This is a genomic window from Massilia sp. UBA6681, assembly GCF_002454935.1.
In the GTDB taxonomy this organism is placed as follows: Bacteria; Pseudomonadota; Gammaproteobacteria; order Burkholderiales; family Burkholderiaceae_D; genus Telluria; species Telluria varians.
The window spans coordinates 1-17,122 of record NZ_DKJX01000023.1 but is presented as its reverse complement, the minus strand read 5'-3'; the positions used below and the strand labels follow the sequence as shown (position 1 = coordinate 17,122).

Genomic DNA, 17,122 nt, shown 5'->3' with positions numbered 1-17,122 from the left:
CACCACAACGTGGGCGGGCTGCCCGAGGACCTGCAGTTCGAGCTGGTTGAGCCGCTGCGCACCCTGTTCAAGGACGAGGTGCGTGCGGTGGGCCGCGAACTGGGCCTGCCCGAGGAGATCGTGGGACGCCAGCCGTTCCCCGGCCCGGGCCTGGGCATCCGCATCATCGGTGCGGTGAACGAGGAACGCCTCTCGATCCTGCGCAAGGCCGACGCGATCGCCCGCGAGGAGCTGACCAACGCCGGACTGGATGACGAGGTCTGGCAGATGCCGGTCGTGCTGCTGGCCGACGTGCGCAGCGTGGGCGTGCAGGGCGATGGGCGCACCTACGGGCACCCGATCGTGCTGCGCCCGGTCTCCAGTGAGGACGCGATGACCGCGGACTGGTCCCGCCTGCCCTACGACCTGCTGGCCCGGATCTCCAACCGGATCACCAACCAGGTCGACGGGGTCAACCGGGTGGTGCTGGATGTGACCAGCAAGCCCCCGGGAACCATCGAATGGGAGTGATCCGCCCCTAGCGGATCACCCACGGGCGGAATCGGACAAAGGCCAGCCGGCGGCGCACGCCGCCGCGGCCGGCCACCGGTTCCGCCCGTGGCGCTTAAACAGTGTTTCGTACAGCCGAACTGGGCCGTGCGTGCACTACCTTAGGAAGTGGCGTGTTGTGTGCCAAAACCGGCCCGCGGCGACCGCGCGGCACGGGGGCAAAATCTGATCCCGGCATCGGCGGGGGCCGCCGACGGGAAGCGAACGAAGGGAATGAGAGTCGTGACTAGTGGCCGAACTGCTGCCGCCGAACGCGTGGCCAGCTGGGTAAAGACCCTGGGGCAGGGGACCGGCGCGGACACCACGCTGCGGTTCGCCCCGTCGACCTCCAACAGCATCGACATCACCCACGCCAACCCCTCGGGCCTGGCCCAGTTCCTGGCCGGGCGGCGCACCCGCCTGTCCACCCTGCTGCATGACGCGGACCAGTTCGCGGTGGCCAAGCGCACCGCCCGTGCGCTGGACGCGAAGATCGATGAACTGTGGGACGAGCGCGGCATCGACGTGGGCTACCTGGCCGCGGGCGTGGCGAACTGGCGCGCCACCCATGAGGGGCGCAGCGAGGCGCTGTCCGCCCCGATCATGCTCGGGCGGATCAAGCTGACCCGCCACCTGGACCAGGACGACTACGACGTGCAGCTGGTGGGCCGGGCCATCGTCTCCCCGGCGTTCATCCGCCAGGTCGAGGCCGACCACCACGCCGCCATTGACACCCAGGCGGTGCACGCCGCCGCCTACTCCATCGCCCGCTTCGACCCGGTGCGCGGCATGGACGCGCTGCGCCACCAGCTGGCCGAGCGCCGGCAGGTCGATGCCGATCTCGAAGCACTCGAGGTCGAGCACCAGCACGTCGGCCGGCTGCTGCGCCAGCATGGCAAGGGCCTGCTCGGCGCCATCGGCCACGCGCAAGGCGTCGAACAGTCCGGCGCACGCTTGCTGGAACGCGCTGCGGCGCTGCCCGGCCGGATTGACGAACAGGCCGCTGCACGCCTGCCCTGCGCCTTCCTGCTGAGACATCCCTTCTCCTTTTATTTCCTGGCGAGCCAGTTTGCGAAAAACGCTGGCAAGTTTGCCATAAAGCCATGGGAGGGCATAGTGAAGAATTGTTCTGCGAGTGTGTGGGAGCGCACCGTCCGGCATGGAGCGACGCATCGATACTCTACGGGTCGATTGAACGTTCACGGGAGTACGCAATGGCACACCAGGATGACGTGGCAAAGGAGCAGAAGGCGATCCAGAGCCGCCAGGACCAGCAGGACGGCAGCATGCAGAAGGCGGAGAACGACGAGGCGGTGCAGACCGGGATCCAGCAGCCGGCCCCGCCGATGCCCGAGCAGCACCTCGCCAAGCCGGGCATCGAGGCCCAGATGGAGATGAAGCCGAAGTTCATGGCGGAGCAATACAAGGGCAGCGGCAAGCTCGAAGGCATGAGCGCCATCGTCACCGGCGCCGATTCCGGCATCGGACGTGCGGTCGCGGTGCTGTTCGCGCGCGAAGGCGCCGACGTGGCCGTGATGTACCTGAACGAACACGAGGACGCAGAGGAGACCAGGCGCTGCGTCGAGGCGGAAGGCCGGCGCTGCGTCACCATCGCGGGCGACGTCAAGGACGCCGCATTCTGCAAGGACGCGGTCGAGAAAGTGGTCGCCGAGTTCGGGCGCCTCGACGTCCTCGTCAACAACGCGGCCTTCCAGGAACATGCCAGCTCGCTGCTGGACATCACCGAGGAGCGGCTGGACGAGACCTTCCGCACCAACATCTACGGCTACTTCCACATGGCGCGCGCGGCCCTGCCCCACCTCAAGGAAGGTTCGTCGATCATCAACACCGGTTCGGTGACCGGCCTGAAAGGCTCGAAGAAGCTGCTCGACTATTCCGCCACCAAGGGCGCCATCCACGCCTTCACGATGTCGCTCGCGGCCAGCGTGATCGACCAGGGCATCCGCGTCAACTGCGTGGCGCCGGGCCCGGTCTGGACGCCGCTGAACCCGGCCGACCAGGCGCCCGAGGACATCAAGGAATTCGGCGCCAGCACCACCTTCAAGCGTCCCGCCCAGCCGGAGGAACTGTCGCCGGCCTACGTGTTCCTGGCCTCGCCGGTGTGCTCGGGCTACATCACGGGGGTCATCCTGCCGGTGACCGGCAAGGTAGGCGAATAAGGAGGAGTTATGCCGCGCAGCATGTGGAAAGGTGCGATCAGCTTCGGGCTGGTGCACATCCCCGTCGATATGTACCCGGCGGTCGACAACAAGGGGCTCGACCTGACCATGCTCGACCGGCGCGACTTCTCGCCAGTCGGCTTCAAGCGCTACAACAAGGGCAACGGCAAGGAAGTCTCCTGGGACGACATCGTCAAGGGCTACGAGTACACCAGCGGCGAATACGTCGTGCTGTCCGACGAAGACCTGCGGCGCGCCAACCCGGAGGCGACCCAGACCATCGACATCCTCGCCTTCGTGGATGCCGAGGACGTCTCGCTGCTCTACTTCGAGCAGCCCTACTACCTCGCCCCCGGCAAGGGCGGCGACAAGGTCTACGCCCTGCTGCGCGAAACCCTGCGCAAGGCAGGCAAGATCGGCATCGCGCGCGTCGTCATCCGCGTCAAGCAGCACCTGGCGGCGCTGGTGTGCGTGGGCGACACCATCGTCATGAACACGCTGCGCTACGCCGACGAGATCCGCGACGCGGGCGACCTCAAGATTCCCACGGCCGACGACAAGAAAGCCCAGATCACCGACAAGGAACTCAAGATGGCGATGGCCCTCGTGCAGGGCATGGCCGAGGACTGGGATCCCGAGCAGTACCACGACACCTACCGCGAGGACGTGCTGGCGCTGATCGAGAAGAAGGTCAAGGCGCACCAGACCAAGACCATCACCATGCCCGAACCGGGCGAAACGAAGCGCGAGACCGGCAAGGTCATCGACCTGGTCTCGCTGCTTCAGGCCAGCCTCGGCAAGAAACCCGGCAAGGCCGCGGTCATTGATGATGACGACGACGACGAACCGCCGCCGCCGAAGAAACGCCGGCCCGCGGCCGAGGACGGGGACGAAGAGGAAGCCCCGCCTCCGCGTGCGCGCAAGGCCGCCGCCCACGGCACCGACCGTGTCGCCGCCAGCGGCGCGGCGCCGAAGCGCAAGACCGCGACCAAAGCCGCGGCCAAGCCGGCGGCAAGGAAGACTGCCGCCAAGTCCACCGGCGCACCATCGACGGCCGCTCCGCGCCGCAGGAAGGCGGCGTGACGGATGGATGAATTCATCGACTTCCTCCAGTGGCCGGCAATGCTGGTCACCCTGTTCGCGGCCTACCTGATCGGCTCCAAGCGCGCCGAACGGCGTGTGTTCGGCTTTTCCATGTTCATCCTCAGTAACGTGCTGTGGATCGTGTGGGGCATCCACGACGAAGCCTGGGCCCTGATCGTCCTGCAGGCGGCGCTGATGGCCATGAACATCCGCGGGATCGTCAAGAACGAACCCTGAGGCCGGCGGCCCTGGCTCGACCTGTCAGGGTGCGGCGGCGACGAGCGCGGCGCTTCCCTGGAGCCGGCGCCGCATGAGGTCCCTGGCCACTCCCAGCGCACTGGCCGGCGCCGCCGCGATATCCGGCGTGACGCCGGTTCCTTCCCAGTTGGTACCGGTGATCGGATTGATGGCGCGCTGGTTGGGTATCTGTGCAAAGAAATGCTCGCCGATGCGGTAGAAGCTCATGGGGTGGGCGCCGCCCCAGGTGCGATCGCCGATCACCGTGGCGCGTTTCAGGGCCTGCATCGTGTACGCGAAGTCTTCGCCGGCGGACGCCGTGCGCGGACCGACCAGGATCAGGACCGGCTTGCCGCCGCCATAGCGTTTGCCGGCGAGCTTGTCGTGTGTCCACTGCTGGAATGTGTTCCCGGTATCGCGATCCCAGATGTCGTTGAGACGTGTGGGCCGGTCGACGAAATAGCTGATCAAGAGGGCCACCGCTTTCGGATCGCCCCCGCCGTTCTGGCGCAGGTCCACGATGAGGCCCTCGGTATCGGCGAGTTCGTCCATCGCTGCGCCAAACTTGTCGGCGACAGAGATAGCATCGGGAAAACTGGAGAGTTTCAGGTAGCCCACATCGGGGCCGAGACGGCCGACTGTCTTCACCTCACGGGCTGCCGTACGGCGCGCCATCAGGCGCTCGAGAAAGTTGGTGCGCTGCACCCACTCCGCCCGCGTCGCCGCCGGGGTCGCTCCCATTTCGCTGACCAGATCCAGCCCGGGAGCGAAGCGCACCTTCAGGTGCTGGTCCTTCGCGACGCCATGGATATCGGCCGTGAGCTGCGTCGCCAGCCGGTAACCGTCCTTGGTTTTATCGTATCTGCCTTCCCGCTCGCGCTGGCGCAGGACTGCCTCGAACTGCCTCGCCTTGTCGGGGAAGACATAGTGATCGTTCAGCTCCGCCACCAGCGCATCGATCATCGCGGTGCGCATCGCACGATCGACCACTACCTCCGGCCGGGGCTTGAAGGCGAACCAGAACACTGCCAGCACCAGCGAGATCGCTATCACGGTCACTATGTTTTTCATTGTTTTCCTCTGGGTGAACGAACATTTCTATGAGCGAGACAATCCAGTGGAAACAGAATGGCATATCAATTACCACTCCCTAGCATGTTATTTTGCTAGGCCGCAGCAGAACCTAGCGCGTGCGGGTGACATGGGCATCACGCGCAGCGTGCCATCCGAGGCGCGCCGCGATGATGCGGCGGTATGCGGTATCGATATGCGGCGGGGTGCAGCGCACGTAGCGCTCGGCCTGCGCACGTTCCTCGCCCGGCAGGCAATCGAGTGTGCGCACCACTTCCTCGGGCGTCGGCACCCGTCCGGACTCCCCGTCGAACTTCGCCGGCAGCGCGGTCCACACGGCGGCGTCGAGACGCATGCGCGCCAGCCAGGCGGCGATGCGCTCGTCGCTGCGGGCTCCATCCACTGGCGGGATGCTGCCGATGTAGTCGGGCCGCCCCGGCGCGATCTTCTCGCGCTCGCCCAGCATCGCACGCGCCGCATCGAGGTCGGAGGCATCGAGATAGGCCCAATAGGTCGGCATGGGGCGCGCGCCTTCGCACAGCACCAGGGCGACTTCCGCGCTGTCGTCGCTCTTGCGCACGAATTCGAGCGGCAGGCGTGGACCGCCGGGATGCCAGCCCGAGGCCAGCTTGAGGGGGGCGGGCTTCCACAACAGGGAGCCCCAGGCAATGCATACGATGTTCATGGTCGGCCGGCGGTATGAGGTAGGCACTCCAGCTTGCCAGAGAAGCGTGGTGTGCACGAAGCGTGCCCCACAATTGTCTCGTAGCGTGCGTGCCCTTCGCCGCGCGTGCGCGATACTTGGCATAACCCGACTACGCCAGATGCGACCATGCCCAACAGCGCCATGCCCTTCCTCGTGTTGACCCGTGCCGGTTTCGACGACATCGCGGCCAGGGTCGACCTCGGCAAGGCCAGCCTGTTCCTGAATCCCGGCCTGCTGTCGGAAACGGAGATCGCGCGGCTGCGCGAGATGGGCACGGCGGTGCACGTGATGGCCACGCCGGTCGATCCGATGAAGCCCCAGCAGGTGCAGCAGGCCCTGCTCCTGACGCGCACTGCGCGCGGTAGCGTGTGGGTGGAACGCGGCACGCCGCGTGCCGCCACGGCGGCCAATGCCGCCGACAAGCTGCAGCAAGCCAGCCGGGAGGTGGTACCCGCCACGCCGCTACGCCAGCGCCTGGCGCGCGGCGCCGGCGCCTTCGCCAGCGCCGCCCTGCGCCGCTTGAGCGCGCCGGAAAGCGGGCGCCGCCTGATGGCCGTGCCCTACCTCGGCTTCGGCAATGCCGGACGGGTGTGGCTCAAGGGCCGCCTGCTGGACGAGGCGGCCTTCCGCGAGCAGAGCGACACCGACAGCGGCTGGCAGAACCTGGTCGCCCTGTACCGCCGGCTCGAATCGGATGAGGTGGCGGGTGCGCGCGTGCTGGCGCACTTTGCCGGCGCCACCCACGAAACCCACACGGATGGCGGCGGCTACTTTTCCTTCGACTTCGTCCCCGCCGCCGAACTTGGCGGCGGCTGGCACGCGGTCGAACTCGAATTCCCGGACAACCTGCAGCCCGACGGCCAGCCGCTGCGCGCGACAAGCGAGATCCGCGTCCCCGCCGCCAGCGCCCGCTTCGGCATCATCAGCGACATCGACGACACCGTCCTCTGGACCAATGTCACCAACAAGCTGAACATGGCGCTGATGCTGGCCCGCACCAACCACCACACGCGCAAGCCCTTCAAGGGCGTGGCCGGCTTCTACCGCGCCCTGCGCGACGGTGCCAGCGGCAGCGAGGACAATCCCCTGTTCTACGTCTCGAGCAGCCCCTGGCACCTGTTCGGGCCCCTGGTCGACTTCCTCAAGCTGCAGGACATCCCGCTCGGGCCCCTGCTGCTGCGCGAGCTGAGCGTGCGCCAGGTGCTCAAGATCAACGAGCACGGCAACCACAAGCTCGAACAGATCGAGCGCATCCTGGATTTTTATCCCGGCATGCAGTTCGTGCTGATCGGCGACAGCGGCGAACAGGACCCCGAGATCTATGCCGAGGTCGTGCGCCGCCATCCGGGCGCGGTCAGGATGATCTACATCCGCAACGTCAACCCCGATCCCTCGCGCATCGATGCGCTCGACCGCCTGATCGACGAGGTGAGCGCCACCGGTACCCAGCTGGTGCTCTCGCCCGACAGCGTGTTCGCCGCCTCCCACGCCGCGGCCGAGGGCCTGATCGCGGTCGACCGACTTCCCGGGATCCGCTCGGACAAGCGGGAGGACGACAACGCCCCCCCTGCCAAAACAGGATTGTGAAAAACTATGGAGCTGATTCAATTAATTTAATTTATTAATGCTCCGTTGAGCCATAGAATCTCCCTATTGACTACACAACAAGGAGATTCCTGATGAGCCAGCCCCGCCTTACCACCGCTTCCGGCATCCCGGTCGCCGACAACCAGAATTCGCTCAGCGCCGGCCCGCGCGGCCCGCTGCTGCTGCAGGACTTCCACCTGATCGAGAAGCTGCAGCACTTCAACCGCGAGCGCATTCCCGAGCGCGTGGTCCACGCCAAGGGCTCGGGCGCCTACGGCAGCTTCACCGTCACCCACGACCTGCGTCCCTTTACCAAGGCCAGGCTGTTCTCCGAGGTCGGCAAGACCACCCCGGTGTTCCTGCGCTTTTCGACCGTGGGCGGCGAAAAAGGCAGCGCCGACAGCGAGCGCGACCCGCGCGGCTTCGCCCTGCGTTTCTATACCGAGGAAGGCAACTGGGACCTGGTCGGCAACAATACCCCGGTGTTCTTCATCAAGGACCCGATCAAGTTCCCGGACTTCATCCATACCCAGAAGCGCGATCCGCAAACCAACCTGAAATCGGCCAACATGATGTTCGATTTCTGGAGCAATGCGCCGGAAAGCCTGCACCAGGTGACCATCCTGTTCTCGGATCGCGGCACCCCGGACGGCTACCGCCACATGGACGGCTTCGGCAGCCACACCTATAGCCTGATCAACGAAGCCGGCGAACGCGTGTATGTGAAGTGGCACTTCAAGACCCGCCAGGGCATCAGGAACCTCAGCGCCGCCGACGCGGTGCGACTTGCAGGCACGGACCCGGACCACGCCCAGCGCGACCTGTTCGAGGCGATCGCGGGCGGCGACTTCCCTCAGTGGGACGTCAAGGTGCAGGTAGCAAGCGAACAGCAGCTGGCCGACTGGGAGGGGCGCACCGGCTGGAACCCCTTCGACCTGACCAAGGTGTGGCCGCACGGCGACTTTCCGATGCTGCCGGTGGGTGTGCTCGAGCTGAACCGCAACCCGGACAACTACCACGCCGAAGTCGAACAGGCGGCGTTCTCGCCGGCCAACGTGGTGCCCGGCCTGGGCTACTCGCCGGACAAGATGCTGCAGGGCCGCCTGTTCGCCTACCACGACGCCCAGCTGTACCGGGTCGGCACCAACCACCAGCACCTGCCGGTGAACGCCCCGCGCTGCCCCTTCCACAACCAGCAGCGCGACGGCGCGATGGCGACCGCCAACGGCGGCGCAGCGCGCAACTACGCCACCGTCGATTCGGTAGGCCGCGGAGCGCTGGGCATGGGTCATGGCGAGCCGGAACTGCCGATCACGGGCGACGCCGGCCGCTACGATTTCCGCGGCATGGAAGACGACTACACCCAGGCCGGCAACCTGTTCCGCCTGATGAGCCCCTCGGCGCGCCAGAACCTGTGCGACAACCTGGCAGGGCCGCTCAGCGGGGTGGACGAGGATATCCTGCAGCGCCAGCTGCGCCAGTTCGACAAGGCGGATCCGGCCTACGGGCGGGGCGTGCGAGCCTCGCTGAAGGCGCTGGGCCGTAACGTCGAGTGAAACCTTGGTAGCTCAGGTGCGAACTTGGGTCCCGGCCTCCGCCGGGACGACGGTTTTACGGCTAGCACAGAGAAATCCTCTCCATAGCTGCCAACCTCGATACCGTCGTCCCCGCGCAGGCGGGGACCCAATTTTGCTTGAACAGCCGCAAGCGTCTCACCTACTCGTCAAATCCCAGTATCTTCATCGCCTTGGTGAGCCCTTTCGCGGCTTTCGCATACCCCGCCCACGGCTCATTCCCCTTGTCCAGCCGGGTGTGCACGTTTGCCACCGTCCACTGCGCGCTCGACTTGAGTTTTGCCAGCTCGTCCCATGCCAGGGGCACCGAAATGCCCAGCCCGGGCCGGGCGCGCGCCGCCCAAGCGCTGATGGTGGTCGCGCCGCGGCCGTTGCGCAGGTAGTCGATGAAGATCTTGCCGACCCGGTTCTTGGGGCCGCTCTTGAAGGCGAAGCGGTCCGGCAGCGTCGCCGCCAGGTGGCGCACGATGGCCTGCGAGAAGGCTTTCACGGTATCCCAGCCGTATTCCGGTTTCACCGGCACCACCACGTGCAGGCCCTTGCCGCCGCTGGTTTTCAGGAAAGACGGCAGGCCCAGCTCGTCGAGGAAGGCGTGCATGATCTGCGCTGCTTCCTGCATCTGTTTCCATTCCACCCCCTCGCCCGGGTCGAGGTCGAACACCATGCGGTCCGGCGTCTCATAGCTCATGGCCAGCGCATTCTGGGTATGCAGCTCGATCGCGTTCCACTGCGCCAGGGACAGGATGCCCTCCACGCCGGCGATCTCCAGCATCGGTGGATTGTCCGGATCGAGCGCCTGGTCCATCTGCTTCACGCCCGGCAGCTTCTTCACGTCGGCATGCTTCTGGTACACCAGCTCCGCACCGATGCCGGCCGGCGCGCGCACCAGGGTCAGCGGACGGCGCTTGAGGTGTTCCATCATCAGCTCGCCCACCAGCGCGTAGTAGCGGATGATGTCCAGCTTGGTGAGGCCGGTGGACGGGTCGACCACCCGCTCCGGATTGGTGACCCGCAGCGTGTCAGGCAGCTTGCGGTGCAGGCCGGCGGGCGGCGGCGACACCGGCTCGTCGGGCGCCTCGGCCCGCCTCTTGCCCTCGTCGATGTCCTCGATGTGGCGCGGCTCCTCGCGTGTGATGCCCTTGGCTGGCTTGTCCTTGCGCAGGCCCTGGAACACCGGATGGCGCACCGAACCGGTACTGGTCCATTCCGAGAAGCTCACCTCGGCCACCAGCACCGGCTTGACCCAGTGATGCTGGCGCCCCGGCACCGCGCGCGGCGGGAACGGACTGTCGTCGGTACGCAGCGCTTCCAGGCGCTCCTTGATGTCCATCAGCGATGCATGGTTGAAGCCCGAGCCCACGTTGCCCGCGTAGCGCAGCACGCCTTCGCGGTCGTAAGTCCCGAGCAGCAGCGAGCCGACGCCCTTGCGCGAGCCCTTAGGGTCGGTATACCCGCCGATCACGAATTCCTGGCGCAGGCCGCACTTGAGCTTGATCCACTCGGGCGAGCGGCGAGACACGTAGCGCGAATCGCGGCGCTTGCCGATCACGCCTTCCAGGCCGATCTTGCAGGCCGCCACCACCAGTTCGTCCGGGTTGGTCCCGAACTCGGCGGAGAAGCGCACCTTGTCCGACTTCGCCTTCTTGAGGATCTGTTCCAGCGCGGCGCGCCGCTCGACCAGGGGCACGTCGCGCAGGTCGTAGCCGTTGCAATAGGGAGCGTCGAACAGGAAGTAGACGATATCGGCCGTGCGCACGCCATCGAAGGCCAGCTGCAGCAGGCCGAAGTTCGGCTTGCCGTTCTCGTCGTGGACCACGATCTCGCCGTCGTACCAGCCGTCCGGCAGTCCGATGCGCTCGAGTTCATCGCGCAGCGGCGCCAGCTTGTCGGTCCAGTCGTTGGCGTTGCGCGTGATGAGCCGAACCATACCCTTCTCGACCCGCGCCAGCATGCGGTAGCCGTCGAACTTGACTTCGAATACCCAGTTTTCCGGGTCCAGCGGCGGAGCGTCGACCAGCGTCGCCAGTTCGGGCGTGAAGGCTTCGGGCAGGTCTGCCTCGACGACGCCTTCCGGCAGCTTGGGCGCGGCGGCCTTCCTGGCGCGCGTGGATGTGCCGGTGGACTTCGCGCCGGCCTTGGCGGCGGCAGTCCGCTTGCGCGCCGGTTTGCGCACGTCTTCCGACTGGGCTTCGGATGCCGCCTCGGCCTTCAGCGCCGTCACCTTGCCGCGCGCGGGCTTCGGCATCGGCAGGTCCTTGACGCTGTCGGGCATCTCGTCGACCACGGAGAATTCCTCGGCCGGCCGGGCGTGCTCGTCGTTCTCCTTGATCAGGAGCCAGGGTTCCTGCTTGTCGCCGCCGCGGCCCTTCATGCGCACCAGCACCCAGCGCCCGTGCATCTTGTGGCCGTGGATGACGAACTTCAGGTTGCCTTTGCGGTAGCCCTCGTGCGGATCGCCGACCGGTTCCCAGGTGCCCTTGTCCCAGATGATGACCTTCCCCGCGCCATATTGTTTGGGCGGAATGGTGCCTTCGAAGTCGGAATAGGAAATCGGGTGGTCCTCGACGTGCACGGCCATGCGCTTGTCGTGGGTGTCGTAGCTCGGTCCTTTGGGGACGGCCCAGCTCTTCATGGTCCCGTCGAGTTCCAGCCGGAAATCGTAGTGCAGGCGCGTGGCCCAGTGCTTCTGGATGACGAAGGTCAACGCCTCGGTACTGGGCGCGCCGCCGTCAAGGGGCTCGGACGTGATGTCGAAATTGCGCTTGGCCTTGTACAGTTTGAGCGCGTCTGGCATGTGGCACCTCCCCGGCTACGGTCGTGTGTCCAGTGTAGGCCGCGCCCGGCTGGCGCGACTGTACGCCAGCTAACCCTGCCTTCCTTTGTAAGCAAATGTAAGCCCGTCAACCGCCCGGCCTGCGCAGCCGTTGAGGGTTCAGCAGTACATAACAGGCCGCTCGGGCCCCACCATATCCAAAGGACAGGTTCGCCCTGTCCTTTGTCGTATTCGACGCCATCGTTTCGATGGCGTCTACAATGTGGCTTTGACCATCCGCGAGCACGCCATGCCCAGAATCGTCTTCCTCGACCGCGACAGCCTGCAGGCCCGGGTCCGCGCCCCCGCTTTCGGCCATGATTGGCAGGATCATGCCGGCACGGCGGAAGACCAGGTCGTGGAACGCCTGGCCGGGGCAAGCGTGGCCGTCACCAACAAGGTGCCGCTGCGCGCGGCCGCGATCGAGCGCCTGCCCGACCTGAAGATGGTGGCCATCGCCGCCACCGGCACCGACAACGTCGACCTCGCGGCCTGCCGGGCGCGCGGCATCGTGGTGTCGAACATCCGCAACTATTCCCTGGTGTCCGTGCCCGAACACTGCTTCGCCCTGCTGCTGGCGCTGCGCCGGAACCTGGGAGCCTACGTCGCCGACGTCGAGGCCGGCAAATGGGAGCGCTCGACCCGCTTCTGCCTGCTGGACCACCCGATCGGCGACCTGGCCGGCAGCCGGCTCGGCATCGTCGGCTACGGCGCGCTGGGAAAGAAAGTGGCGCAGCTCGGGCGCGCCTTCGGCATGGAGATCGCCGCCACCTCGCGCTCGAAGGTAGCCGAGCCTGGCGTGACCGAACTGCCGCTCGACGAACTGCTGGCCAGCTCCGACGTCGTCAGCCTGCACCTGCCGCTGACGCAAGCCACACGCCACCTGATCGGCGCGCGCGAGCTGGGCCTCATGGGGCGGCATGCCCTCCTGATCAACACCGCGCGCGGCGGCCTGGAGGACGAGGCGGCGCTGGCCGCGGCCCTGCAGGAGGGGCGCATCGGCGGCGCCGGCTTCGACGTATTGAGCCAGGAGCCGCCGCTGCCCGACAACCCGCTGCTGCGCCTGCGCCTGCCGAACTTCATCCTGACCCCGCACGTGGCCTGGGCCAGCGGCGGGGCAATGCAGACATTGGCCGACATGCTGGTCGATAACATCGAAGCCTGGGCCGCCGGCCGGCCGATCAACGTGGTCGCATGAGCTAGCGCCCGGGCACGCTTTCCGGCGGCGCCTGCAGCGCCTGCGGGTCCGGCGCGCGCAGCGGCAGCTCGAGGATGAAGGCCGCGCCCTGCCCCGGCGCGCTGTCCACCCGCAGCGATCCGCCCAGCAGCGTGGTGACGATGTTCCAGCTGATGTTCAGTCCCAGACCGGTGCCGCCCTGTCCCATGCGCGTGGTGAAGAAGGGATCGAAGATGCGCGACAGGTCGCCTTGCGGGATGCCGCGCCCGTCGTCGCGGAAGGTGATGCGCACCCCGCCCTCGCAGGGCGCCGCTTCCAGCACCATGCTGCCGCCCGGCCCCTCGAAGGCGTGCAAGAGGGCGTTGTTGACCAAGTTGATCACGACCTGGCCGAGCGGGCCCGGAAAGCTGTCCATCACGATTCCCGGCGCCACGCGCAGCTCGAGCCGGTGTCCGGCCAGGCGCACGGTGTTCATCAGGGTAGCGACGATCTCCTGGCAGGCCTGGGCCAGGTCGAAGCGGCGCCGCTGGGCGCTGGCCTGGTCCACCGACACCTGGCGGAAGCTGTTCACCAGCTCGGCCGCATTGTGCAGGCTGCGCATGATCAGGCTGGACGCTTCGCGCGAGGCCGCCATGTAGTCGGCCAGCTCGGAGCGGCGCAGGTTGGCGCTGTCGAAGCGCGCGGCGATGTCGCCCGTCTTCTCCTGCAGCGTGCTGGCCATGAGCAGGCTGTTGCCGATCGGGGTATTCAGCTCGTGGGCGACGCCCGCCACCAGCGAGCCGAGCGAGGCCAGCTTCTCGCGCGCCGCCAATTGTGCCTGGGTATCCTGCAGCTGGCGGTAGGCGCTGGCATTGTCGATCGCCACGCCGACGTAGGCGGCCAGCGTCTCGAGCATGTCGAGGTGCACCTGGCCGTAGGCCCGGGCGGCCGGGCTCTGCACCGTCAGCGCGCCCAGCACGCGCTCGCCCACCAGCACCGGCACCAGGAGCAGCGAGCGCGGCGCCATGCCGGCGCGCCAGGCGCAGGGCAAGGCGATCTCGCCGGCCTGTTCAGGCGGCAAGCCCGGCAGGTAGTCCGGCAGCTCCTGGGGAAGCTCGCCGGCCAGCACCTCGCGCCCGCGCACGATGGCCCAGGCGGCGAGAATCCGGTCCGGGTCTTCCGGCAGCTCGAAGGCCTCGCGGCGCTCGCCGTCGACCACCGCATAAGCATATTCGATGGCGCCGCGCTCGGGATGCCGCAGCACCACCGCGAACAGGCTCGCGTCCATCAGCGCATGCACCTGCTCGTAGAGCGTGCGCATGATCGCTTCGAGCTCGAGGTTCGCCGTCACCGCGCGCCCGATGTCGGACAATAGCGCGATGTTGCGGTGCGCCTGCTCCACCACTTCCTTCTGCTGCTCGACCTCCTGCTTGCGCCGCTCGGCCGATTCCTTCTGGCGCCGCAGCTCGACGGTGCGCACGCCCACCTCGTGTTCCAGCAGCAGCTTCTGGGCGACCAGGCCGCGCACGCGCAGGCGGTAGGCGGCAGTGAACAGCGCCAGGACGGCCAGCACCGCGAGCGTGCGGAACCACGGGGTCTTCCAGAACGGCGGCGTGATCGTGATCGTGAGAGAGGCCGGCTGCGCGCTCCAGACGCCGTCCTTGTTGCTGGCCCGGACCCGGAACACATAGGTTCCCGGATCCAGGTTGGTATAGGTCGCATAGCGGCGCCGCGCGTCGGTGTCGACCCAGCCCTGGTCGAAGCCCTCCAGCTGGTAGGCGTAGCGGTTGCCTTCGGGGTCGGCATAATGCAGGGCCGCGAATTCGAGGGTGAACACGGTGTCGCGGTGCGACAGCGTCAGGGCGGACTGTTCGTGGAAGTTGGGCGTGGCCCGCGAGCGGTTCAGCACCAGGAAGTCGGTGATCACCACTTCCGGTACATAGGGGTTGTCGCGCACCGCGTCCGGCAGGAAGGAAGTCAGGCCGGTGGTGCCGCCGAACCAGAACTGGCCGTCGCGGCCGCGCATGGCCGCGCCGACGAAATAGGAACCGTCCACCAGGCCGTCCTTCGCGGTGTAGTTCTTGGTGGCGCCGGTGGCGGGATCGACGCGCGTGATGCCGGCCGTCGTGCTGGCCCAGACGAAGCCGTGCTCGTCCTCGATCATCGCCCCGATCGGCAGCGCCTCCGGGCCCTTGTTGAACGGGTAGAAACGGAAACGCACTCCTTCCTTTCCGGCTTCCATCCGGTGCAGGCCGCCGGCGGTGCCGACCCACAGTTCGCCGCGCGCCGACTCCATTAAGTGATAGACGCGCCCGTGGCGCAGGCCGTTCGGGTTGTGCGGGTCGGGGCGATAGTGGGTGAAGCGCCCGCTCGCCGGGTCGTAGCGCTCCAGGCCGGTCTCGGTCCCGATCCAGACGATCCCGCGGCGGTCTTCCAGCGCCGTGAAGCCGTAGTTCTCGCCCAGGCTGCCCGGGTCGTCGGGGTCGTGGCGCCAGGTGCGCACCAGGTCTTTGCCATGCGCCTGCCCCGGCAGCAGCGCGGCCAGGCCGCCGCGCGTGACGATCCACAGCGTGCCGCTGCGGCCGGCGTGGAGCGCCTGCACATAGTTGGCGCCCGGGCTGGCGCCCAGCCCGGTCTGGCCGAAGCGCCTGGCGGCATCAACCCAGGCCAGGCCGGTCGGGGTGCCGATCCAGGTGCGGCCGCGCGCATGCGCCAGCGCGCTCACCACCTCGCCCGGCAGCTCGCCCTGGCCGACGCGCTCGATCCGCCCGCCCGGCCGGGCCATCCGCATCAGGCCGTCGCCGGTGGTGCCGATCCAGACCGCGCCGTCCGGATCCTCGGCGATGGCGCGTACCTTGGCCCGTCCCAGGCCCTCGTTGCCGCCATAGCGCGCGAAACCGCCGCTGGCCAGGTCGGTGCGGCTGACGCCGCCGAACTGGGTGCCGGCCCACAGGGTGCCGGTGCGGTCGACCAGCATCGCGGTGACCTGGTTGTCCGACAGCGTGTGCGGATCGGCCGGGTCGTTGCGGTAGCTGAGGAAGCGCCCGGTCGCCGGGTCCAGCCATTTCAGCCCTTCCAGTTCGGTGCCGACCCACAGGGTGTTGCCGCGGTCGTGGTACAGCGCGTTGATGCGCGACTCTTCCATGCCGAGCTGGCTGCCGATGCGGCGCCGCTGCGGCCGCGCATCGGCCGCGCCGTCGCCCAGGCGCCAGGCTTCCAGCCCGGCCGCGGTGCCGACCCAAAGCGTATCGCGCGGGCCCATCGACAGGGCCAGCACGGTATTGCGCTGCAGGTCTTCCGGGTCGAGGTCATGGTGCTCGAAGCGGTCGGCGCCGGGCACCAGCCGGTCCAGCCCTGCCGCGGTGCCGATCCAGAGGTGGCCGCGGCCATCCAGCGCCAGGGCATTGACGCGGTTGTCGCGCAGGGTGCGCGGATCGGCCGGGTCATGGCGGTAGGCGCGCAGGCGCCCGCTGGCGGGATCGAGGTACTGCAGGCCGTCGCCGGTGGCGAGCCACAGTCCGCCGCCCGGCGCCGGCTGGATCGCCAGCACGGCGCGGTTGCCGGTATACGGAGCGCCGGCGCCGGCGCCGGGCGCCGCGAAGCGCATGAACTTGCCGGTGGCGTGGTCGAACCGGCTCAGGCCGCCCTTGGTGCCGAACCACAGCCTGCCCTCCTCGTCCTCGTAGGACGCGAGCACATAGTTATCGGGAATGCTGGCGGGGTCGTTCGGGTCGTTGCGATGGACCGTGACGCGGTAGCCGTCGAAGCGGTTCAGGCCGGCCTGCGTGCCGAACCACATGAAACCGCGCCGGTCCTGCAGGATGGTCAGCACCGACTGCTGCGACAGCCCCTCCTCGATCGACAGGCGTTCGAAGCGCAGGCTGCGCGGCGCGCCGAAGGCGCTGCCCGCCCACAGGCACAGCATACATAGCGCTACCAGAGCGAGGCGCGCTCCCGGCTTCAAGGCAAACATAGGTGTCTCATCAGGTTCCAACCCGGCTAATCTACCAGAGCGGGTTTGCCTACGGAAAAAAATTGAGGCTTCCGGAAATAACAAGGCGCTGCTATAATGCGTGCCTCGGGCGGCTGTAGCTCAGCTGGATAGAGTACTTGGCTACGAACCAAGGGGTCGTGGGTTCGATTCCTGCCAGCCGCGCCCGAATATGAGGGACCAGATTGAAAGATCTG

General features: G+C 67.5%; 11 protein-coding genes, 1 tRNA gene and 1 pseudogene. 9 read left to right on the top strand and 4 right to left on the bottom strand.

Features of this window, described 5'->3' with window-relative positions; genetic code table 11:
* The 5 genes and pseudogenes from B2R83_RS02705 to B2R83_RS02685 form a co-directional block, all read left to right on the top strand.
* Window positions 1-510: pseudogene (locus B2R83_RS02705) on the top strand (GMP synthase (glutamine-hydrolyzing)); the annotation flags it as partial.
* A gap of 252 nt (window positions 511-762) precedes the next feature.
* Window positions 763-1,926: a DUF4011 domain-containing protein gene (locus B2R83_RS24010; RefSeq protein WP_414674343.1), complete on the top strand. Its 1,164-nt coding sequence runs from the start codon at window positions 763-765 to the stop codon at window positions 1,924-1,926.
* Complete coding sequence (locus tag B2R83_RS02695) at window positions 1,815-2,708, top strand: SDR family oxidoreductase (RefSeq protein ID WP_414674342.1); 894 nt, start codon at window positions 1,815-1,817, stop codon at window positions 2,706-2,708. Before B2R83_RS24010 ends, B2R83_RS02695 begins: the two co-directional genes overlap by 112 nt.
* A 9-nt stretch (window positions 2,709-2,717) precedes the next feature.
* The gene (locus tag B2R83_RS02690; RefSeq protein WP_292038159.1) at window positions 2,718-3,791 is read left to right on the top strand and encodes a Ku protein; all 1,074 of its coding nucleotides are present in this window, start codon (window positions 2,718-2,720) and stop codon (window positions 3,789-3,791) included.
* Between the two features lie 3 nt (window positions 3,792-3,794).
* On the top strand, window positions 3,795-4,028 hold the full coding sequence (locus B2R83_RS02685) for a hypothetical protein (RefSeq protein ID WP_027868149.1): 234 nt from the start codon (window positions 3,795-3,797) through the stop codon (window positions 4,026-4,028).
* Between the two features lie 24 nt (window positions 4,029-4,052).
* On the opposite strand, the gene B2R83_RS02680 is transcribed toward B2R83_RS02685, so the two are convergent.
* Together B2R83_RS02680 and B2R83_RS02675 are read right to left on the bottom strand one after the other, a co-directional pair.
* Window positions 4,053-5,099, bottom strand: a complete 1,047-nt coding sequence (locus B2R83_RS02680; RefSeq protein ID WP_292038158.1) for a S41 family peptidase — start codon at window positions 5,097-5,099, stop codon at window positions 4,053-4,055.
* Window positions 5,100-5,211: 112 nt separating this feature from the next.
* Window positions 5,212-5,784 (bottom strand): hypothetical protein, encoded by a 573-nt coding sequence (locus B2R83_RS02675; RefSeq protein ID WP_292038156.1) that lies wholly within the window; start codon window positions 5,782-5,784, stop codon window positions 5,212-5,214.
* Window positions 5,785-5,931: 147 nt separating this feature from the next.
* On the opposite strand from B2R83_RS02675, the gene B2R83_RS02670 reads away from it, so the two are divergent.
* Both B2R83_RS02670 and B2R83_RS02665 read left to right on the top strand, forming a co-directional pair.
* Window positions 5,932-7,392 (top strand): App1 family protein, encoded by a 1,461-nt coding sequence (locus B2R83_RS02670; RefSeq protein WP_292038155.1) that lies wholly within the window; start codon window positions 5,932-5,934, stop codon window positions 7,390-7,392.
* Between the two features lie 92 nt (window positions 7,393-7,484).
* Window positions 7,485-8,948, top strand: a complete 1,464-nt coding sequence (locus B2R83_RS02665) for a catalase (protein ID WP_292038154.1) — start codon at window positions 7,485-7,487, stop codon at window positions 8,946-8,948.
* A gap of 160 nt (window positions 8,949-9,108) precedes the next feature.
* Here B2R83_RS02665 and ligD read toward each other — a convergent pair whose 3' ends face one another.
* Window positions 9,109-11,760 (bottom strand): DNA ligase D, encoded by a 2,652-nt coding sequence (ligD, locus tag B2R83_RS02660; protein WP_292038152.1) that lies wholly within the window; start codon window positions 11,758-11,760, stop codon window positions 9,109-9,111.
* Between the two features lie 268 nt (window positions 11,761-12,028).
* Between ligD and B2R83_RS02655 the strand changes: the two genes are divergently transcribed.
* A complete protein-coding gene (locus B2R83_RS02655; RefSeq protein ID WP_292038151.1) occupies window positions 12,029-12,976 on the top strand; it encodes a D-2-hydroxyacid dehydrogenase in 948 nt (315 codons plus the stop codon).
* Between the two features lies 1 nt (window position 12,977).
* Here B2R83_RS02655 and B2R83_RS02650 read toward each other — a convergent pair whose 3' ends face one another.
* Window positions 12,978-16,859, bottom strand: a complete 3,882-nt coding sequence (locus B2R83_RS02650; RefSeq protein ID WP_292038149.1) for a sensor histidine kinase — start codon at window positions 16,857-16,859, stop codon at window positions 12,978-12,980.
* A 157-nt stretch (window positions 16,860-17,016) separates the two neighbouring features.
* Here B2R83_RS02650 and B2R83_RS02645 point away from each other — a divergent pair.
* Window positions 17,017-17,090: transfer RNA gene (locus B2R83_RS02645), tRNA-Arg, on the top strand.
* The last annotated feature ends 32 nt before the right edge of the window (window positions 17,091-17,122 follow it).